Genomic DNA, 19,700 nt, shown 5'->3' with positions numbered 1-19,700 from the left:
GAAAGTGCGAAATGCTATCCCCCCTTTGTCAATCAATAAATGATTTATAAATTTTAATTACAAATCTATGGAAAAAAAGCGAAAGAGTGCTTATTATCCTCGAGAAAAAATGAGGATGGTTGGTGTGTTTTTATTTTTTTGGATTTTTTGTTATTTCGGTTGGTTCCAACAAACCGTTTATGGGCAAAGTAAAGATGAGCGAGTGACATTGAAATTTAAAGGAATCTCGCTGGAGCGGTTATTTGTTGAGATTGAAAAACAAACTTCGTTAGCATTTGTTTACCGGGCAGATGATTTGGTCAACCAAAAAAACGTGGATGTTGATGTGGTGAATAAGAAAGTGGAGGAAGTTTTGCAATCCTGCTTGAAAGGTACCGGGTTGACTTTTACACGTGAGGGGAATAATATTCTATTGAAGCGGGAAAATGAAACGAAAGCGAAAAAAATTATTGAGATTTCAGGTAAAGTGAAAGATGTTAAGGGTGAGTTTTTGCCGGGTGTTACAGTTTTGTTGAAAGGAACGACATTAGGAGTCGTGACAGACACTGCCGGTTGTTTCCAATTGAAGTTCCCAAAATCAGAGAAACAGGTTTTAGTTTTTTCTTTTTTAGGAATGGAAACAAAGGAAATAGACTTGGCGAGTGTAAGTGATTTAACGAAATCTTTGGTCGTGACATTAGAGGAGGATGTGAAGGCTATTGAAGAAGTGGTCGTTACTGGATACGGGAATTTTAGGAAGACGTCTTTCACGGGTAAAGCCGTGTCCGTTAAAGGAGAGGAGTTGAAGAAAGTTGCGACCAGAAATATTATTAGCGCTTTGCAGGTATTTGACCCGTCGTTGCGAATCCGGGAAAATAACCAGTTCGGTTCAGACCCGAATGCTTTGCCGGAATTTAATATTCGAGGCAATTCCAGTATTGGGGTGACAGGATTGGACCAAGTACAGAGCTTGAGTAAAGCAAATTTACGTAACAATACGAATTTGCCTTTGTTTATCATGGATGGTTTCGAGGTTTCCGTGGAAAAGGTTTATGATATGGATATGAGCCGAGTGGAAACAATTAATATTTTGAAAGATGCGGCGGCGACTGCCATGTATGGTTCTCGGGCGGCAAACGGGGTGGTTGTAATCACGACGGTAAAGCCTAAAGCAGGAGAGGTCCGAGTTTCTTATAACTTTTTGGCAGAAGTGTCTGCCCCGGACCTTTCGGATTATAATTTGATGGATGCGGCAGAAAAGTTGGAAGCGGAACGTTTGGCTGGTTTGTATCTGTCCGATAAGCCGAATGAGCAGATTGAATTGGAAGAGGATTATTACGGTAAATTGCAGCTAATCATGAAAGGGGTGGATACGGATTGGTTGTCCCAACCCTTGCGTAATGTTTTCAACCATAAGCATACGCTTTATATTGAAGGAGGTGCAGGCGATGTTATGCGTTACGGGATTGATTTTAAATATGATAAGAATAATGGTGTAATGAAAGGTTCGTTCCGGAAGACGATGGGGATCGGGTTAAACGTGGAATACCTTCTGGAGAAGTTGCAGATCCGAAATACGGTAAGCTATAATAAGATGAATTCGGAAGAGTCGCCTTACGGGTATTTTAGTGATTACTCCCGGAAGCAGCCTTATGACCGCTTCAAGGATGAAAATGGGAATCTTTTGCTTAAAACGAATGATTTGTTGTATAATGACCAAAATCCTTTATACGATGTTCATTTGGATAGTTATAACAAGTCGGATTATGATGAGTTCGTGGAGAATCTGAATGTCAATTGGAATATCATGCAGGGGCTTCAATTACGGGGGACGTTGGGAGTGACGCTTCGTAATGGGTCTTCTGCCCGGTTCGTGGATCCCGCTTCCAGTAAATATAGAATTGATGAAGATCCGTCAGAACGCGGTACATTGGATTTGACGGACGATAAAACGGTGAGTATAGATGGAAACGTGATGTTTTATCTTTATAAGATGGTGAATGACCATATGTTTAATGGAAATATCGGTATTAATGTTCGTCAGTCGGCTTATTCTCAAAATTCATATAGCTACCGGGGTTTCCCGTTAGGAACGATGGATGAAGTAACGTATGCCCGGGAGATTGTTGATAAACCGGGAACAAGTGAGCAGACAACCCGTTTATTCGGGTATGTCGCTTCGTTGAACTATTCTTACAAGGATATTTATTTGGCAGATATTTCCGGGCGATTGGATGGTTCATCGGAATTCGGAACGAATAATAAGTTTGCGCCTTTCTGGGCTTTCGGGTTGGGATTGAACGTGCATAAATACAAGTTCATGGAAAATCACGCGTGGTTGACTCGCTTGAAAGTGAGAGGTTCTATCGGGCAAGTCGGAAAAGTAAATTTTCCCGCTTACGCGGCGATGTCTCAATATAAGCCGTTTACTGATTGGTATTCAACTGGATCTGCTTCGAAGCTGGTTTATATGGGAAATCCTGATTTGAAATGGGAAATTACGAAGACGAAGGATTTAGGAGTGGAAATAGGTTTGTTCCCCGGGGAACGGTTATTTTTTGATTTCTCTTATTACAATAAACATACTCATGATTTGATAACAACCGTGACAATCCCGACATCTTCCGGATTTAAAGAATACCGGGATAATATGGGAGAAATTATCAATGAGGGGTTCGAGGTGGATATGCGGGCAACATTGGTACGAAATCAAGATATGACTTTGGTTTTAATGGGAAACCTGGGGCATAATAAGAATACGATTGGCAAAATTTCGGCTTCTTTGGATGAGTATAATAAGCGCGTGGAGGAGTTGTTGAACGAACAAGCGAAAACAAATATTGCTAATTCGGAAGTTCGTTACGAACCGATTCCCCGTTACGTGGAGGGAGGATCGACAACCTCTATTTTCGCGATGAAGTCTGCCGGGATTGATCCCGCAAATGGTAGGGAAAAATATATTCGCCGTGACGGGACGAGTACCTATGACTACAATGCTGTTGATGAGGTGATTGTTGGAGATGAATTGCCTGATATTCAAGGTTCGTTCGGGGTGAATTTCTATTATAAAGGTTTCTCTCTTTACGCTACGTTTATGTACGAAGTGGGTGCCCAAAAGTATAATTCGACTTTGGTAAATGCTGTTGAAAATGCTGATATCAGTTATAGTAACGTGGATAAGCGTGTGCTTTACGACCGATGGATCAAGCCGGGAGATAGAACGCCATTGAAGGATATTAAGACCCGGGAATATACGACAAAGCCTACTTCCCGTTTCGTGCAGGATGATAATTGGCTTAGTTTAAGTTACTTCTCCATAGGGTATGATCTGAACCAGAAGTTGTTGAAAAAGATAGGCTTTAGCCAATGCAACTTCCAGTTGAGTACCAGTAGTCCATTCCGCTGGTCTTCTATTAAACGGGAGAGGGGGCTGAGTTACCCTTATGCCCGGACTTATAATTTCACGATGAACCTAGTATTTTAATTTTAAAGTAAAGGAAAATGAAATCGACGTCTTACATTTTTTTAGCTATATTGTGGATGTGTTCGGTTTGCTGGTCATGTAATGATTGGTTGACGGTAGATCCGGAAGATTCCGTGAGCGAGGATGATATGTTTAGTTCTGCACGGGGGTACGAGAGCGTGTTGAATGGGTTGTACCGGAACATGGCTGAGTCCAATTTGTACGGTAATTTTTTGTCATTTGGCTTGATCAACGTGATGTCTCAAACCTATGATGTTTCGAAGTCAAAAACAAAATCTTTTTTGCAGGCAGCAGGCTATAAGTATAATGAAGAGGAATTTAAAAATGCGAGCCGATTACTTTGGGAAACGGCTTTTAATTGTATTGCCAATGCCAATAATTTGATCGCCAGATTGAATGAGGCTCCGGATGAGATGTTCGATCAAGAATTGGATCAAAAAAATCTGATGCTTGGAGAAGCGTATGCCGTACGGGCGTACGTGCATTTCGATTTGTTGCGATTGTACGCTCCGGCTCCTGTTTTGAATGACGGGAACAAGTATATTCCTTACGTGGATTATTACCCTTGTAAGTTTGCAACCCGCCTGACCGTGGACGAGACGTTGGAGAAGATCATATTTGACCTTCAGAAAGCAAGAAAGTACTTGGCATGGGATACTACGGCTATGGGGGCAAACAATTTTTCAAACCAATGGAATTATCCGAATAGTGGAAGTACGGCAAATAATATGTTCTATGGTTACCGGGCAACCCGTTTTAATTTTTATTCTGCCACGGCTACGCTGGCTCGCGTGTTATGGTATCGTGACGGGGAGAGTTATCCGGATCCGGAACAATTGGAAGGGACGGAGCCGAGTTCTGACCGGGATATGGCTGCACGTTTTGCTAACATGATAAAAGGTAATTCAACGTATCGTTATCATTCTGAAAATGATATTCGGGCAAGTAACCTGGAAGAAAGGAAAACGATAAAGATGACGAAAGAATTGTTGTTTGCCTTGTGGAAAGAAAATCATAGTGAAGAGATTGGCAGTTATTATGAGAGTTTGTCCATGAACTATAACTTGTCCGATTTTGACGGTTTGTATAAAAAGCCGGGATATAGTAATGATTTCCGTTATAAATATGGGATTTATACAAGTCCTAAAGGAGGGTATCGATTGACGAATCGTTGGATGCCGGTAGCTAATTTGAGCAACGAGGAGCCTATTATTCCCATGATCCGTCTTTCTGAAATGTATTATCTTTTGGCTGACTGCCTGTTTTATACAGATAAAAATAAAGCGGTGACGACGTTGTATCAAGCTCGAAATTATAGAGGTTTGCGGACTCAATTGAACAAGAATATGGAGCGTGATGAGTTCTTGAAATTGTTGATAGAGGATGCGCGGAAGGAATTTGCCGGGGAAGGGAAATTATTTTTCCTTTATAAGCAGTTGAATGAAAAGGTTATAATAAGTGAAGGCGAAACGATAGAGTTGGGAAGTAAATTTACCTTGCCCATACCGGATAGTGAATTTGTATTAAAATAAACATGAGTCATATGAAAAATATCATATTGTTTTTAATCGCTTTTTGTGGAATAGGATTTACCTCTTGTGACGAACGAGAAATTCCTTTGTTTGAAGATGCGAATGAGCTTTATTTCGATTTGCCATTCGTGAATACGCCTAGAGATGAAGCGGATACGGTAATGGTTTCTTTCTTTTTTTACAAAGAATCGGTAACAGAATTGGATGTGCCGTTGTATGTTTGTTTATCTGGAGATTTGTTACAATCACCGGCTGCTTATTCGCTGGAAGCAATCGCCAGTGAAACCAGTTTGCCACAAGAAAATTATGCTTTGGGCAAATACATGTATCCCGTTCGGCAGACCATGGACACGATTATTTTTCAAGTATATAAATCCAAGCGATTGGAATCCAAAGTGGATACATTGACTTTGACTTTTGAGGTGAGCGATTATTTTAAACTTGGACAGAAAGAATATGCCAAGCGGGTTATCCTTGTTACGGCAGAGGCTTTGTGCCCGGGATGGTGGAATCGAGATTTTTCTTTTGCTATGTTGGGGGAGTACTCCCCGAAGAAGATGCGCCTTTTCGTGAATACTGTTTCTGATGAGGTGGAGGATATTTTGCATTTTGATGAATTGGATCCCGCTTTGCAGCGAAAGGCTTGTTTGAAGTTTAAGTATTGGCTGGAAGAGGAAAAGAAGGCGGGGCGTACCGTGTATGAGGATGATGGCAGAGAGATGACAGTTAACGTGATTGGTTAAATTAAATTCTTGAATTATGACGCGACAAAAGATATATTATTTAGTGTTTTTATGGTCATTGTTTTTATTGTCTTGCGTGGACGATAAAGGTAATTATGACTATTTGGAAGTAGATGATATTCGTATCGATGAACCTTATTATGTAGAGGTAAACGCGAAGGAACCTTTATTGATAAAGCCGAAATTTGCTTTTGCTTCAAAGGAGCCGGCGAATCGGGATGATTTTACATACGAGTGGAAAATTGGAGAAAATATAGTCGGGACGGATAGTATATTGGATTTGCCTTCCGCGGATTTGGAGCTTGGAAACCATAAAGGGATGTTTTCTGTTATTTCCAAATCGACGAATATTCGTTACGTGAAGACTTTTACGGTTGTCGTGAATACAAAGTACGCTATGGGTTGGTTAGTGCTTTATGATAATGGAAACGAGTCTGACTTGGTTTTTCTGAAAGGTAAGAAGGAGTATAATTATGATACTTATGGATACGACTGGATATATACGGCAGAAGATAACGTGTACCATAAGATGAACGGAGAGTTTTTGCCCGCGGGATGTAAAAAACTTGTAGATCATGGGTATAAGGCTGGTGATAAGAAAAGTATAGGTCCTGGAGGCGTGACGATTATTCATAAGGGTGTTGATGGGGGTATTGAATTAAACGGGGCATCTCTGACGAAGGATTACACGATAAGAGAGTTGTTCTTGGAAGAGGAATTGCCTGCCGGGTTTGAAGTAAAAGATATTGTATATTCCGGGACCGGAATATATTTGTTGGGAGAAGACGGGCGGTTGTATTCCGGGCGTTACGTGGATAAAGTATTTTGGTCTTCCCGGTTGTCACATCTACAAACGAAATATCAAGGGGAGAATTTGATGGTTGACCATTTTATCCCGACAGAATTTCACCAAAGTTCTTTCGTGTGGATGATGTATTCAAAAGACCAAAAAAAGTTTTTGTCTGTTTATGATGATGATAGTAATATCGATGATCCGGCATATAGCGAGATCGGAGGGGTGAATGACCCGGAATTTTGGTTATCCGGAACTTTTATGGAGAATCCGTTCCTCGGGAATGAATTGCCAGACCGGTGTGATGATTTCGTGATGCTGGATAATATGACCATGGAGGTTGTTGCTTCTGGGTACATGAGTCCGGGATGGGGTATGCACCGTGCTGATTATTTATTGATTTTGAGAGATAAGAACACGGGTGAATTTATACTTCAACGCCATGAAGATCAGTTAGACCGCTATACTCCGGCAAGTGTAGTAACCCCGTTATATAGCCATAGGGTGACTTTGCCTGTAACTGATGATGCATTATTTTTAATTAACGCGGTAGGTGACCATGATGTATTCTTCGCTTCGGATGGCGTGATTTATGGGTTCAATCCGGATCTTGATGCTAATGGACTTAAAATTTACACGATGGATGATACTTACCGGGGGAAAAAAATTACAACGATGGAATTTAATAATGATGCGAGTCGGCTTGGCGTAGGTTTTTCTGACGGTACGGTTGTGATTTATAAAAAGCCCACTATAGGAGATATGGGAGATGAAACCCGTTATAAACCTGTTGAGTGGTTTCATGAACAGTTTAAAGGACCGATTCTTGATATCGTGTTTAAGAATGGTGCGGAGGTTCAGGGAAATCTTTCTAGTGACGAATCAGGTTACTAATGGATAATTGAAAGATGATTTGTATTATATAAGTTGTATTGTAGGTAAATTTAAATTATTTGAGAATGATTAGAAAATTGTTGTTGTTGACACTATTTTGCATAGTGTCCGGGAGTTTTTTCGCGGAAGCGTCTGTATTAGGCAGGAAGAAAAAGAAGCAGGAAAAGACGATAGAAGCACCGGCTGAAAAGAAAAAGAAGAGGTCTAATTATGATGATCTTTTGGCAGATAAAGACCGTAAAGAAGCCAAAGGTGTGATGACTCTTCACATGGTAAAAGAAAAGTTGTATTTGGAAATGCCAATGGAACTTTTAGGACGGGAGATGTTGCTTGGATCGACGATTTCTAAAATTAGTGATAATGGAGAAGCTTTAGTGGGACAAAAGGTGGTAGATCCGATTCTTGTCGTGTTCGAATTGGGTGACTCGACAACTCAAGTTCTTATGCGGAAAGTGGCAGTAGAAAAGATTGCGGGAAAAAATGATGGAAATATCGCGGAAGCATTGAAATATAGTAATACTTCAACGATTATTGACCGTTTCACATTAAAAACGTATAATAATGATACGACGGCGGTCGTGTTTGAAGTAACTCCTTTGTTCGAGAGGGAAAAATCTTACTTGGGAGGATTAGATCCATATAGTACAAACACTTATGGCGGATATGGGCGAAGAACGGAACAATTCCAATCTTCTTTGTCACGTGTGATAAGTTTTAAAGCATTTGAGGATAATATCACGGTACGAAGCCAGTTGTGTTACAAGTCCTCCGTTACAGCCGGGGCAGTGAGTGTGCATAAAGATTTGCCCGTGACGGTGGAAGCTACCCGGACGTTGTTAGTGTTGGGTAAGGATGAGATGCGTCCCCGTATCGCGGATCCCCGTATTGGTATCTTTTGGAATTATAGAACTCGTTTTTCAACAGAGAATATAGGTTCCGATTATCTATTTTACACGAATCGTTGGCGAGTTGAGCCGGAAGACCTTGCTGCTTATGAACAAGGTCAATCGGTAAAGGTGAAGAAGCCGATCGTGTTTTACATCGATAATAATTTTCCTGAAGCTTGGAAACCTGCGATTCGGAAAGCCGTGTTGAGTTGGAATAAGCCTTTCGAGAAAATACGCTTGTTGAACGCTATTGAAGTGAAAGATTTTCCAACTTCTGAAGAGGACCCGGAATTTGATCCGGACAATTTGAAATACAGTTGTATCCGTTATGTGCCGCTTCCTGTTCAAAATGCGATGGGACCTTCTTGGATAGACCCGAGGACGGGAGAAATCATTAACGCTTCTGTTTTTGTATATCATGATATTGCCCGGTTGATTAATCATTGGCGTTTTGTACAGACGGCAGCCGTGGATGAGGAGGTGAGAACAAAAGTTTTGCCGAAACATATTTTTGATGAATCTTTGAGTTACGTGGTACGCCACGAGATAGGTCATTGTTTGGGTTTTATGCACAATATGTCAGCCTCCGCATCGGTTCCCACGGATTCTCTACGTTCCCCGAGTTATACTCAAAAGCATGGAACAACGCCTTGTATAATGGATTACGCTCGCTTTAACTATGTGGCACAGCCGGGAGATAAGGAAAAGGGAGTTTGTTTGACACCGCCGGAATTTGGTGAGTATGATTATTTCTTGGTGCAATGGTTGTATCAGCCTATAACGGGGACGAGGTCGGCAGAAGACGAATTGCCTGTATTAAGAAAAATGTTATCGGAAAAATCAGGAAACCCGATGTATAAATACGGGAAGCAACAAATATTTCAAAATTTAGATCCGAGTGCGCAAACGGAAGATTTGGGAGATGATCCGGTAAAAGCTTCCCAATATGGAGTGAAAAATCTTCAGTATATAATGAGTAATTTCGACCATTGGTTGAAAGGGCAAGATGAGGATTATTCTTACCGGGAAAGCCTTTATTATTCCATCGCAAACCAATTCCTAGGCTATATGAAAAATTTGCTTCAAAACGTGGGGGGTATTTATATGCAGGAGAAATTTGAAGGGGATTGCTGTAAATCTTATGAAAGTGTGCCTAAAGAAAGGCAGGTTGCCGCGTTAAAAATGTTATTGAAGGAGTTGAATACTTTGGAATGGATGAATCCGGAGGTCGTGAAGAATTTTGGGTTGAGTTTGAAAGTAACAACTTTGATACAAAATATGTTATCAGAAGAATTATTCAAGCAATTCAATCGGGTATACCTTTGTTCGTTGAAGTCGGACGATCCTTTTACCGTGAAGAATTATTTGGATATGTTGTTTAAGGCGGGATGGAACTGTGCTTCTTCAGGACGTATGCCCAATGATTTTGAGAAATTGATGCAAGGACAGTTTGTGAAAGCTTGTCTCCATAATTCGGGTTTGAAGCCAGAGGAAAAGAAATTCGGGAGATGGATTACAGACCCGGCATATAAACGTATTCTCCATGCAGCTATGCAAAATAATGCTTGTAGTTGCTCTCGGGAGCATAGTGTACAAATAAATCCGGTGGCAGGAATGGGATACGACAGTGATATTCAAACGGAATTGAAGCCTTATCTGAATGATGTGTTTTATGAATATCTGTTAAAGGCACAAACTGCAGCGAAGAGAAATTATAATCATCCTTCTATGGAAGTGAGAATGTATTATAGAACTATATTGAAACAAATAAATGATGTCGTGGAATAACGATAAAACTTTAATTCGATGTCGATGAGAAATATATTATTTTTATTCATGGTTTGTTTGTTTGTGTCTTCTTTCTCTTTGGATGTTTCTGCCAGAAAGAGAAAAAAGGAGGTCGCAGACACGACAAAATCTAAAAAAGAGAAATTGTCAAAATACGATCAATTCTTTAAAGAGCGCGAGAAAGCGGGATATAAGGTCGATGGTGTGATCGGACAATTTGTAAGCGGTCGTGAATTGTACTATATATTTCCGGTAAAATTACTGGGGGCTAAGATGTTATTGGGATCCACGATAGAGTCCGTGAGTGATAATGGAGAGGCTTTGGTCGGGGAAAAACCGTATAACCCGATGTTAATCTGCTTCACGTTGGCAGGAGATAAAATCCAAATACGGCAAGATCGTTCCTATTCTTCTTCAGACGACCCGAATATACAGCGGGCAATTCAAAATAGTAACGTGGAAACTATCTTGATGGAGGTGCCTCTCATTGCCTACAATAACGATAGTACTGCCATCCTGTTTAATCCGAAAGATTTGTTGGTCGGGGAAGGTATTCAAGAGTTAAGTGCTATTTCCCCGTATGCCTTGAATTCGTATTACGGGAATATCATCCGCACGGGCGAGGTGGTACGGGATCAGTGCTATTTCACGAGTGCCAGGGGATATGAAGATAATATATCTTCGTCAATAACGTTATCGTATAAAATGAATGCCCGTTTTTGGGGAATGTTTGAAGTATATCGGAACAAACCTTATACGGCTGTCATGAATCGTACTTTGATGTTATTGCCCCAGAACCCGATGCGTCCTCGTGTGGCAGATCCTCGTGTGGGCGTGTTCCCGACAGGAAAGTACAATTATTCGTTGAGTGAGAATGGCGTGGGTGTTAATTGGTTTGCGAATAGATGGCGAATAGAACCTTCGGACTCGGTTGCATACGCGAAAGGAGAATTGGTGGAACCGAAAAAGCCGATCATGTTTTATATCGAGAATACGTTCCCCGAGGAATGGGTAAAGTATATTCGCCAAGGTATATTGGATTGGAATATAGCTTTTGAAAAGATCGGGTTTAAAAATGCTGTGCAGTGCCAGATGTTCCCGGAGAATGATCCTGATTTTGACCCGAACAATTTGAAATATTCTTGTGTACGGTATGCCCCCACGATAGAAGAAAATTCCATGGGACCGTCTTGGGTGGATCCAAGAACGGGGGAAATCTTGAATGCCAGTGTGTACGTGTATCATGATATTGTTTCGTTGTTGAATAGATGGCGTTTTATCCAGACAGCCGCCGCCGATGAAGATGTGCGGATGATGAAGTTACCGGAAGATGTTTTGGGAGAAGCGATTCGCTATGTTATAGCACACGAGATCGGGCATTGCTTGGGATTGATGCATAACATGGGGGCTTCTGCGGCTATTCCTACAGATTCTTTGCGTTCTCCGTCTTTTACCCAGAAATACGGTACAACTCCGTCGATAATGGATTATGCCCGGTATAATTATGTTGCCCAACCCGGTGATAAAGAGAGAGGTGTCCGGTTGACTCCTCCCGTGTTGGGGGTTTACGACGAATACGTGATTCATTGGATGTATACTCCTATTTTGGATGCAAAAACTCCGAAGGATGAGATCGCAACACTGAATAAATGGATCGAGGAGAAGAGTGGTGACCCGATGTATCGTTATGGGAAACAACAAATTTACACGTATGATCCAAGTAGCCAGACGGAAAGTTTAGGTGATGATGGCATAAAAGCTTCCTCGTATGGAATAAAGAACTTGAAGTATATTTATAAAAATATTCCGAATTGGGTGAAAGGTGATATTGATAATCATTACAAGAGTCGGTTGACTTATACGATTAATACTCAGTATGCCACTTATATTTCGCATGTCCTTCACGAGTTGGGAGGCATCTATTTGACCGAACATAAAGAAGGAGATCAATTTGAACGCTTTAAACCTGTTCCGCGTGAGAAACAACGGAGGGCTTTGGCTTTTTTGATGGAACAAGTGAGAGATATGGATTGGTTAAATGATTACGCCTTGGAGGGACTACCTTTGAGTAGTGATTATGCCAGAACGATGTGTGATTTTATTCATCGAACTTTGTGGAATAATCGTAGGCGTAATGTTGGATTAGCAGCAGAAAAAGCTAGTGGTAAAGAGGTTTATTCGCTTCAAGAATATGTTTCAGACCTCACCGGACATATTTTTAAATCGACTCGGGAGAAGAGGAATCTAAACGAGCAGGAACGTTATTTGCAAAATATGCATGTAAGTGCTTTAATCACGGCAAGTGGTTACGAACTGCCTGGGGGTAAAAAATCTATGTTTGGGTTTAAGGACAATGTAAGTGTGGATTGTTTGGTGGATTTGTTGAAGAAAGATCAACTGATGATGTCAAAATATGGAATTCATTCTGATGATTTTTATGCATTGCAAACTCATGCTTGTAAGCTTATTGAACGGGGAGAAGGAATTTTACCAGCAGAGGTGAGTGGATTCTTTTTTCAGGATTGGGTGAATTTCAGGGAATCAAACACGGAGAGTATTTACGTGGGTGCGCTGGAAAATGTGAAAAACTGGCTAAAACAAGCTTTGCCGTTAAGTTCTGGACAAACGAAGAGTCATTACCAATATTTGTTGAATTTGATTCGCTTGGCGGAATCCGATAAATAATTGTGCATTGATAATAAATTCAAATTATTTCCCCAAAGATTTATTCTTTGGGGAAATTTTTATATCCAGTCTTCACTTTTAACTTCTCCCTCCACGGAGAGTACGATCCGTTTGATGGGAATGTTGCGTGTAGCCATTTCTCTGGCTTTTAGAGCCATCTGTAAAAGTCCTCCACAGCAGGGGACTTCCATGATAAGTACCGTAAGCGTATCTATTTTGGCATCGTCGATCATGGAACGGATTTTATCCACGTATGAATCGGTATTGTGGTCTAATTTCGGGCAGGCGATAGCCAGGATTTTTCCTTTTAGAAAACGTTCGTGAAAATTTCCGGCGGCAAAAGCCGAACAGTCGGAAGCCAGTAATACGTTTGCTCCTTGGAAATATCCGGCTTGCGGGTTAAGCAAGTGTAGTTGTACAGGCCATTGGCGGAGTTCGGAATTTCCGGCACAAGCGACCGGGACGGCTTTCGTGACAGGTTTTAATTCCCTTGCCATGGAACCGGGGCAACCACACCCGAGTTTTTTCTCTTGGTGGAGTGATTGCAGGTTGACGGTTATATTATGGCGTTTCAGGTAGTCTACGCCTTGTTTTACCAATTCTATTTCTCCGTGTTCTTTCAGGTGGCGCAAATGAGCTAGAATCACTTGCTCTCCTTTGGGTGCAATTCGCTCCATGACGGCTTCCTCGCTATAAGGTTCTGCTTCTCTCTTTTCCAGTTCTATGGCGCCGACGGGGCATTCTCCAATACATGCGCCCAGCCCGTCGCAGTACAAGTCGCTAATCATGACGGCTTTGCCATCAATTAATTGCAACGCTCCCTCGTGACAACCTTGCACGCATAAGCCGCAACCGTTACACTTTTCCTCGTCTATCTTGATTATCGTTCGTTTCATCTTGTTGTTTTTTATGGTTTCTGATGCAAAGATACGACACAAGGGGACGATATTTTGTAATGATTATTACATTCGGATAAAATGTTTGTAAAGTTTATGAATCTACGAGAATGCTTTCTTGATTCGTTCGAGTCCCTCTTGCACGGTGGCGAGCGGGCATCCGATGTTCATGCGGAAAAAGCCTTCACCCTCTTTGCCGAAATCAGTTCCGCTGTTGAGTCCTAATTTCGCTTCATGAAGTAGTTTTTCCCGTACCTGTTCGTGTGTCAACCCGGTATCCCGGAAATCCAGCCAGAGCAAGAAAGAGCCTTCCGGGGGGATCATCTTTACCCGGGGAAGTTCCCGTTGCAGGAATTGTTCCGTGTAGGTGATATTCTTTTCAAGATACCGGAGCATTTCGTCCAGCCATGCATCCCCGTGCTTGTAGGCAGCCTCCAAGGTGATATGCCCGAATATATTTCCCAGATCCAAGTGCAGGCACAAGAGTTCCTTCTCGAACTGGCAGCGTAATTCCGGGGAGGAAATCACGATGACGGAGTTCATCATCCCGGCAATGTTAAATGTCTTGCTGGGGGCCATCATCGTTATGGTGATATTAGCGATTTCGGGAGATAGGGCAGCCATAACAGTGTGCTTGTGTCCGAACAGGGCGAGGTCGGAGTGTATCTCGTCGGAGAGAACGGTTACCCCGTATTGTAAACAGAGATTTCCCACGCGGGTCAGTTCTTCTTTCGTCCATACCCGACCTACCGGGTTATGCGAGTTGCTAATGATAAGCAGCTTTACTCCTTCTTTCAATTTTTGCTCGAAATCTTCCCAGTCGATGCGGTAATGTCCGTTTTCTATTTTCAGAGGGCTACACACGAGTTCCCGTTGGTTGTCTTTCACCACGGCATGGAATGGCGGGTAAACGGGAGTGAAGATGAGTACTTTATCCCCTTTCTGGGTGTACACTCGCACGGAAAGAGATAATGCCGTCACGATACCTGGGCTATTCAACATCCATTCTTTTTTCACTTGCCAATTGTGGCGGCGAGCTACCCAATCAATAAAAGCCTGTTTTGCCTCGTCGGTTCGGAAAGTATATCCGAAAATACCTTTTTCGCCACATTGGCGTACTGCTTCCAGAATTTCCGGGGCTGCCTGGAAATCCATATCCGCTACCCACATGGGAAGAATATCCGTGCTGCCGAACACGTTTTTCAAGTTATCGTATTTCACGCAAGCCGTGTTTCGGCGATCTATTATCTGGTCAAAATTGTACATATCGGTATAGTTTTTTAGTTGCTGCAAGTTACAAAACTCTTTCGTGAAATCAAATCATTCAAAACGCTTCTGAAACGGGATAATTGTACTTAATCTTATTATTTATTACGTGTCTTGCATTCGCATTGCAGAAGCAACTTTGTTCGCACAAGATTTCAAGCAATATATTTATATGAATCTTGAAATAGAGATGTCCTGACAACTCCGGGAGGAAAGAATTACACGTTATTAAGTTTGCCATATTATCTGACGGGAAAAATTGGCGAATACTTGGAAAATAATTTTTGAATATAAAAATAGAGGCTGTCAATTCATGAAAGACAGCCTCTATTGTTTATTTATTAGCTTTGAATTACTTCTTAGCCAAGTCGATCAAGATCTCGAGCACTTGGATAGCACTCTTTGATACTTTGGTACCGGGACCGAATACGGCGATAGCACCAGCGTCGAACAAGAATTGATAATCTTGGTGAGGAATTACACCACCCACGTAAACGAGGATGTCTTCGCGTCCCAATTTCTTCAATTCCGCGATAACGGCAGGTACAAGGGTTTTGTGTCCGGCTGCAAGAGAAGATACCCCGACAACGTGCACGTCGTTCTCGACGGCTTGTTTAGCGGTTTCTTCCGGGGTTTGGAACAACGGTCCCATATCCACGTCGAAGCCGAGGTCGGCGTAACCCGTAGCCACTACTTTAGCTCCGCGGTCGTGTCCGTCTTGACCCATTTTGGCGATCATGATACGCGGACGGCGTCCGGTCATTTCTGCGAACTGGTCTGCCAGTTGTTTTGCCTTCTGGAAGTCTTCGTCTTCCTTGGCAACGCTTGAATATACTCCACTCACGGTTCTGATAACTGCTTTATAACGTCCGGCAACTTTTTCACACGCGTCTGAGATTTCTCCCAGTGATGCTCTCTTTTTGGCTGCGTCAACGGCTAATTCAAGCAAGTTGCCTTCTCCTGTTTCAGCACATTTGGTAATGGCAGCCAATGCAGCGTCAACCTCGGCTTGGTTACGGTTAGCTCTTAACTCGTGCAAACGACGGATCTGAGCCTCGCGTACTGCCGTGTTGTCCACCTCAAGGATATCGATCGGGTCTTCTTTCTCCAAGCGATACTTGTTGGTACCCACGATAGTTTGTGTGCCACTGTCGATACGGGCTTGCGTGCGGGCGGCAGCCTCTTCGATACGAAGTTTCGGGATACCGGATTCGATAGCGGCAGCCATACCTCCCAGTTTCTCCACTTCTTGAATGTGAGCCCATGCTTTCTCTACCAGTTCCTGAGTCAGGCTCTCCACGTAGTAAGAACCTCCCCACGGGTCGATAGATTTGCAAACAGTAGTTTCATCTTGGATATAGATCTGCGTGTTACGGGCGATACGGGCGGAGAAGTCCGTCGGGAGGGCGATAGCCTCATCCAGCGCGTTGGTATGCAAAGATTGCGTGTGTCCCAAAGCGGCACCCATTGCCTCGATACAAGTACGTCCCACGTTGTTGAACGGATCTTGCTCGGTCAGTGACCATCCTGAAGTCTGGCTGTGCGTACGCAATGCCAAAGATTTCGGGTTCTTCGGGTTGAATTGTTTTACGATCTTTGCCCACAACAAACGTCCGGCTCTCATCTTGGCGATTTCCATGAAATGGTTCATACCGATAGCCCAGAAGAATGACAAACGAGGCGCGAAAGCATCGATGTCCATTCCGGCGTTTACCCCGGCACGCAAGTATTCCAAACCGTCAGCCAACGTGTAAGCCAATTCGATATCGGCGGTTGCACCAGCTTCTTGCATATGATACCCGGAGATAGAGATAGAGTTGAACTTCGGCATATTCTTGGAAGTGTACTCGAAAATGTCAGCGATAATCTTCATGGAGAATTTCGGCGGGTAAATATAAGTATTACGCACCATAAATTCTTTCAGAATATCGTTCTGGATTGTTCCAGACAATTGATCCAGAGTGGCTCCTTGTTCCAACCCGGCAACAATATAGAATGCCAGGATAGGAAGTACGGCACCGTTCATGGTCATAGACACGGACATTTTATCCAACGGAATCTGATCGAACAGAATCTTCATATCCATGATAGAGTCCACTGCCACACCGGCTTTACCCACGTCACCGATTACACGCGGGTGATCGGAGTCATATCCGCGGTGGGTAGCCAAGTCGAATGCCACGGACAAACCTTTCTGTCCTGCAGCCAAGTTACGACGGTAGAATGCGTTAGACTCTTCAGCGGTAGAGAATCCGGCGTATTGGCGGATTGTCCACGGGCGCATGGGGTACATTCCTGAATAAGGACCGCGTAAATACGGGGGAATACCGGCAACATAATCCAAATGTTCCATCCCTTTTAAATCTTCAGCCGTGTACACGGGTTTTACCGGTATCAGCTCGGGTGTCAACCAGTTCTTTTCGATATGATTAGCCTTTTCCCATTCTGCGGCAGCAAGGGTAGCTTTTTCTGTTGACTTGATATTTATATCTTTAAAATTTGGTTTCATCTTCTAATTTATGATTTATGACAATCTAAAATTATTTAATTCCCAATTTTTGTTGGTATGCTTTCAAGTCTTCCAACACGTTGCATTTCACGTGAACGTAATTCTTGATACCAATTTCTTCCAGTTGGGGTCTGCATTCCGGGTTACCGGCAACAACGATGATTGCCTTGTCTTTCAGTGCGGCATATACCTCTGGTGCGATTGTAGCGTATTCATCGTCGGAACTACAGATAACCACGATGTCGGCTTTGTTGTCCATGCAGGCTTTAGCGCCTTCTTCCACGGTTTTGAATCCGTTGTTGTCCATTACTTGGAATCCGGCACAAGCGAAGAAGTTGCAAGCGAATTGTGCTCTTGCTTTACGCATAGCCAAATTACCCATCGGGAACATGTAAACCACCGGACGGTGTCCGTTCTCTTTGGTGAACATATCCGTGCGGATACGCATAGCCTCGAACGCTTGAGTTCCGCGGTAGGGTTTCAGCGTTTCAACCACTGCATCGGGAGCCGTTTTGTCTTCCGGTTCGAGGATGCAAGCGCAAAGAGCCTTGTCCATCTTCTCGTTGAAGTTCGGGAATTGGTTCGTACCCAGGAAGTTTTCTTTCCGGTTGGCGATGTCTTGGTCTCTTTTCTGCGCGGTAGCTTTCACGGCTGCCTGAACGAATCCGGATTCAAGAGCTTTCACCATTCCGCCTTGTTCTTGTACTTGCAGGAATAATTTCCATGCAGCCTCGGCGATGAACTGGGTCAATTCCTCGATATAATATGAACCACCGGCAGGGTCAACGATCTTGCTGAAGTGTGATTCTTCTTTCAACAACAATTGTTGATTACGAGCCACGCGTTCTCCCAGTTCGGAAGGATGGCACTTGTAGATATAGTCATACGGGTGAACCGTGAATGAATCGACACCGCCGAGGGTTGCTGACATAGTTTCCGTTTGCGTGCGGAGCATATTCACGTTCGGGTCGTATACGGTCTTGTTCCATTCAGATGTTTCTGCATGGATGTTCATCTTGCAAACACAGTCGCAGCAAGGATTGTAAGCCTTCACGATGTGAGCCCACAAGTAACGTGCTGCTCTCAGTTTGGCAATCTCCATGAAATATTTTGAACCGGTCGCGAAGTGGAAACGCATACGGGGAGCGATGTCCTTCACGTCCATTCCCGCGTCGGTCAGTTTATCCAAGTATTCTACTCCGGCAGCCAGGCTGAATCCCAATTCCTGAACGATAGAAGCTCCGGAATTGTTGAAAATGTATCCGCCTATTTCGATGGTCTTGAAGTTTTTCAGTTCAGCGGTGCTTTCCGTGGTAGCCTTTACCACATCGAACGGGTGCGGGTCACAGAATTTGCCTTCCAGGACTAACTTGCTGATCGGGTCGATATTGATACCTCCCTTGATTTTCTCGGGGTTAAATCCTTTTTCTTTTACATATTCCTTGAACATATTCAGGATAGCCACTTTGTTGCAGCAAACGACAAAGTTGATCTCGATACATTCCAAACAAATATCTTTCAACAAGGCAGCCATATCGGCTTTCGTGAAGTTCTTGCAATTTGAAAGTACGAATCCGAGTGAATCAACACCCTTGTTCAGAACATCCAACGCTTTTTTATTCGCCTCGGCAACATCCTCTACCACGATGTCCTGGCGTACAAACCATTCGTTGTTGTCTTTCTTGTTACCTCTCACGAAAGGATATTCTCCCGGGAAGCACTCTAGGTTCTTGAGGTCTTTCAAGTCTTCCAACCGGTACATCGGTTGTACGTTGAAACCCTCGTTTGTTCTCCAAACCAGCTTTTTATCGAAGTCAGCCCCTTTAAGGTCTGCAATGACTTTGTCCTTCCACTCTTGTGTCGTGTTGGGAGCAAATTCATTGAAAAGCTTTTCGTTTACATTCTCTGCCATAATAGATTTTTATGTATTTATTCTGTAACTGTTTGTTATTAAAAACGAAAAGCAAAATTAGGTGTTTTTGTATAATAAAAAAAGAAATTCTTCTTTATTTCTCCCCATTGATCGCATTATAAGTCTTTTTAAGAGTTGGAAGGGAGGGTTAATTTTAGATTTAATGATTTCAGATTTTAGATCGTGTCCGGTAAGAGATTTCGGACGGGAGCCAATTTCCGGTTATGTCAGGTAGGTATTTTTTCTTCCGAGAGTTCGATTTTTTGGCAGAAAACTTCTTCCATGCGGGTAGAATTGCCAGTAACAAGTGCTTTTATTTAAAGAATTTTTGC

At 42.7% G+C, this 19,700-nt stretch carries 10 protein-coding genes; 6 read left to right on the top strand and 4 right to left on the bottom strand.

Going from position 1 to position 19,700, the window contains the following annotated elements:
- Positions 1-67 precede the first annotated feature (67 nt).
- The 6 genes from A3CY_RS0110090 to A3CY_RS0110065 all read left to right on the top strand — a co-directional run bounded on the left by A3CY_RS0110090 (position 68) and on the right by A3CY_RS0110065 (position 12,785).
- The gene (locus A3CY_RS0110090; RefSeq protein WP_018337793.1) at positions 68-3,463 is read left to right on the top strand and encodes a SusC/RagA family TonB-linked outer membrane protein; all 3,396 of its coding nucleotides are present in this window, start codon (positions 68-70) and stop codon (positions 3,461-3,463) included.
- A gap of 17 nt (positions 3,464-3,480) precedes the next feature.
- Positions 3,481-4,995: a RagB/SusD family nutrient uptake outer membrane protein gene (locus A3CY_RS0110085; RefSeq protein WP_026207524.1), complete on the top strand. Its 1,515-nt coding sequence runs from the start codon at positions 3,481-3,483 to the stop codon at positions 4,993-4,995.
- A gap of 11 nt (positions 4,996-5,006) precedes the next feature.
- Positions 5,007-5,738, top strand: a complete 732-nt coding sequence (locus tag A3CY_RS0110080) for a DUF4843 domain-containing protein (RefSeq protein WP_018337791.1) — start codon at positions 5,007-5,009, stop codon at positions 5,736-5,738.
- Between the two features lie 16 nt (positions 5,739-5,754).
- On the top strand, positions 5,755-7,425 hold the full coding sequence (locus A3CY_RS0110075; protein ID WP_018337790.1) for a PKD-like family lipoprotein: 1,671 nt from the start codon (positions 5,755-5,757) through the stop codon (positions 7,423-7,425).
- A gap of 65 nt (positions 7,426-7,490) precedes the next feature.
- Complete coding sequence (locus A3CY_RS0110070) at positions 7,491-10,100, top strand: zinc-dependent metalloprotease (protein WP_018337789.1); 2,610 nt, start codon at positions 7,491-7,493, stop codon at positions 10,098-10,100.
- Positions 10,101-10,124: 24 nt separating this feature from the next.
- The gene (locus A3CY_RS0110065) at positions 10,125-12,785 is read left to right on the top strand and encodes a zinc-dependent metalloprotease (RefSeq protein WP_026207523.1); all 2,661 of its coding nucleotides are present in this window, start codon (positions 10,125-10,127) and stop codon (positions 12,783-12,785) included.
- Between the two features lie 59 nt (positions 12,786-12,844).
- Here A3CY_RS0110065 and A3CY_RS0110060 read toward each other — a convergent pair whose 3' ends face one another.
- From A3CY_RS0110060 to mutA, 4 genes are all read right to left on the bottom strand, one after another.
- A complete protein-coding gene (locus A3CY_RS0110060) occupies positions 12,845-13,681 on the bottom strand; it encodes an ATP-binding protein (protein ID WP_018337787.1) in 837 nt (278 codons plus the stop codon).
- Between the two features lie 102 nt (positions 13,682-13,783).
- The gene (locus A3CY_RS0110055) at positions 13,784-14,947 is read right to left on the bottom strand and encodes a MalY/PatB family protein (protein ID WP_018337786.1); all 1,164 of its coding nucleotides are present in this window, start codon (positions 14,945-14,947) and stop codon (positions 13,784-13,786) included.
- A 352-nt stretch (positions 14,948-15,299) separates the two neighbouring features.
- Positions 15,300-17,456 (bottom strand): methylmalonyl-CoA mutase, encoded by a 2,157-nt coding sequence (gene scpA / locus A3CY_RS0110050; protein WP_018337785.1) that lies wholly within the window; start codon positions 17,454-17,456, stop codon positions 15,300-15,302.
- A 31-nt stretch (positions 17,457-17,487) separates the two neighbouring features.
- The gene (gene mutA, locus A3CY_RS0110045) at positions 17,488-19,368 is read right to left on the bottom strand and encodes a methylmalonyl-CoA mutase small subunit (RefSeq protein WP_018337784.1); all 1,881 of its coding nucleotides are present in this window, start codon (positions 19,366-19,368) and stop codon (positions 17,488-17,490) included.
- Between the last annotated feature and the right edge of the window lie 332 nt (positions 19,369-19,700).

This window comes from Butyricimonas synergistica DSM 23225 (assembly GCF_000379665.1).
GTDB classification, from domain to species: domain Bacteria; phylum Bacteroidota; class Bacteroidia; order Bacteroidales; family Marinifilaceae; genus Butyricimonas; species Butyricimonas synergistica.
Note: the sequence above shows the minus strand (reverse complement) of the source record. Positions and strands in the feature narration are given on the sequence as shown.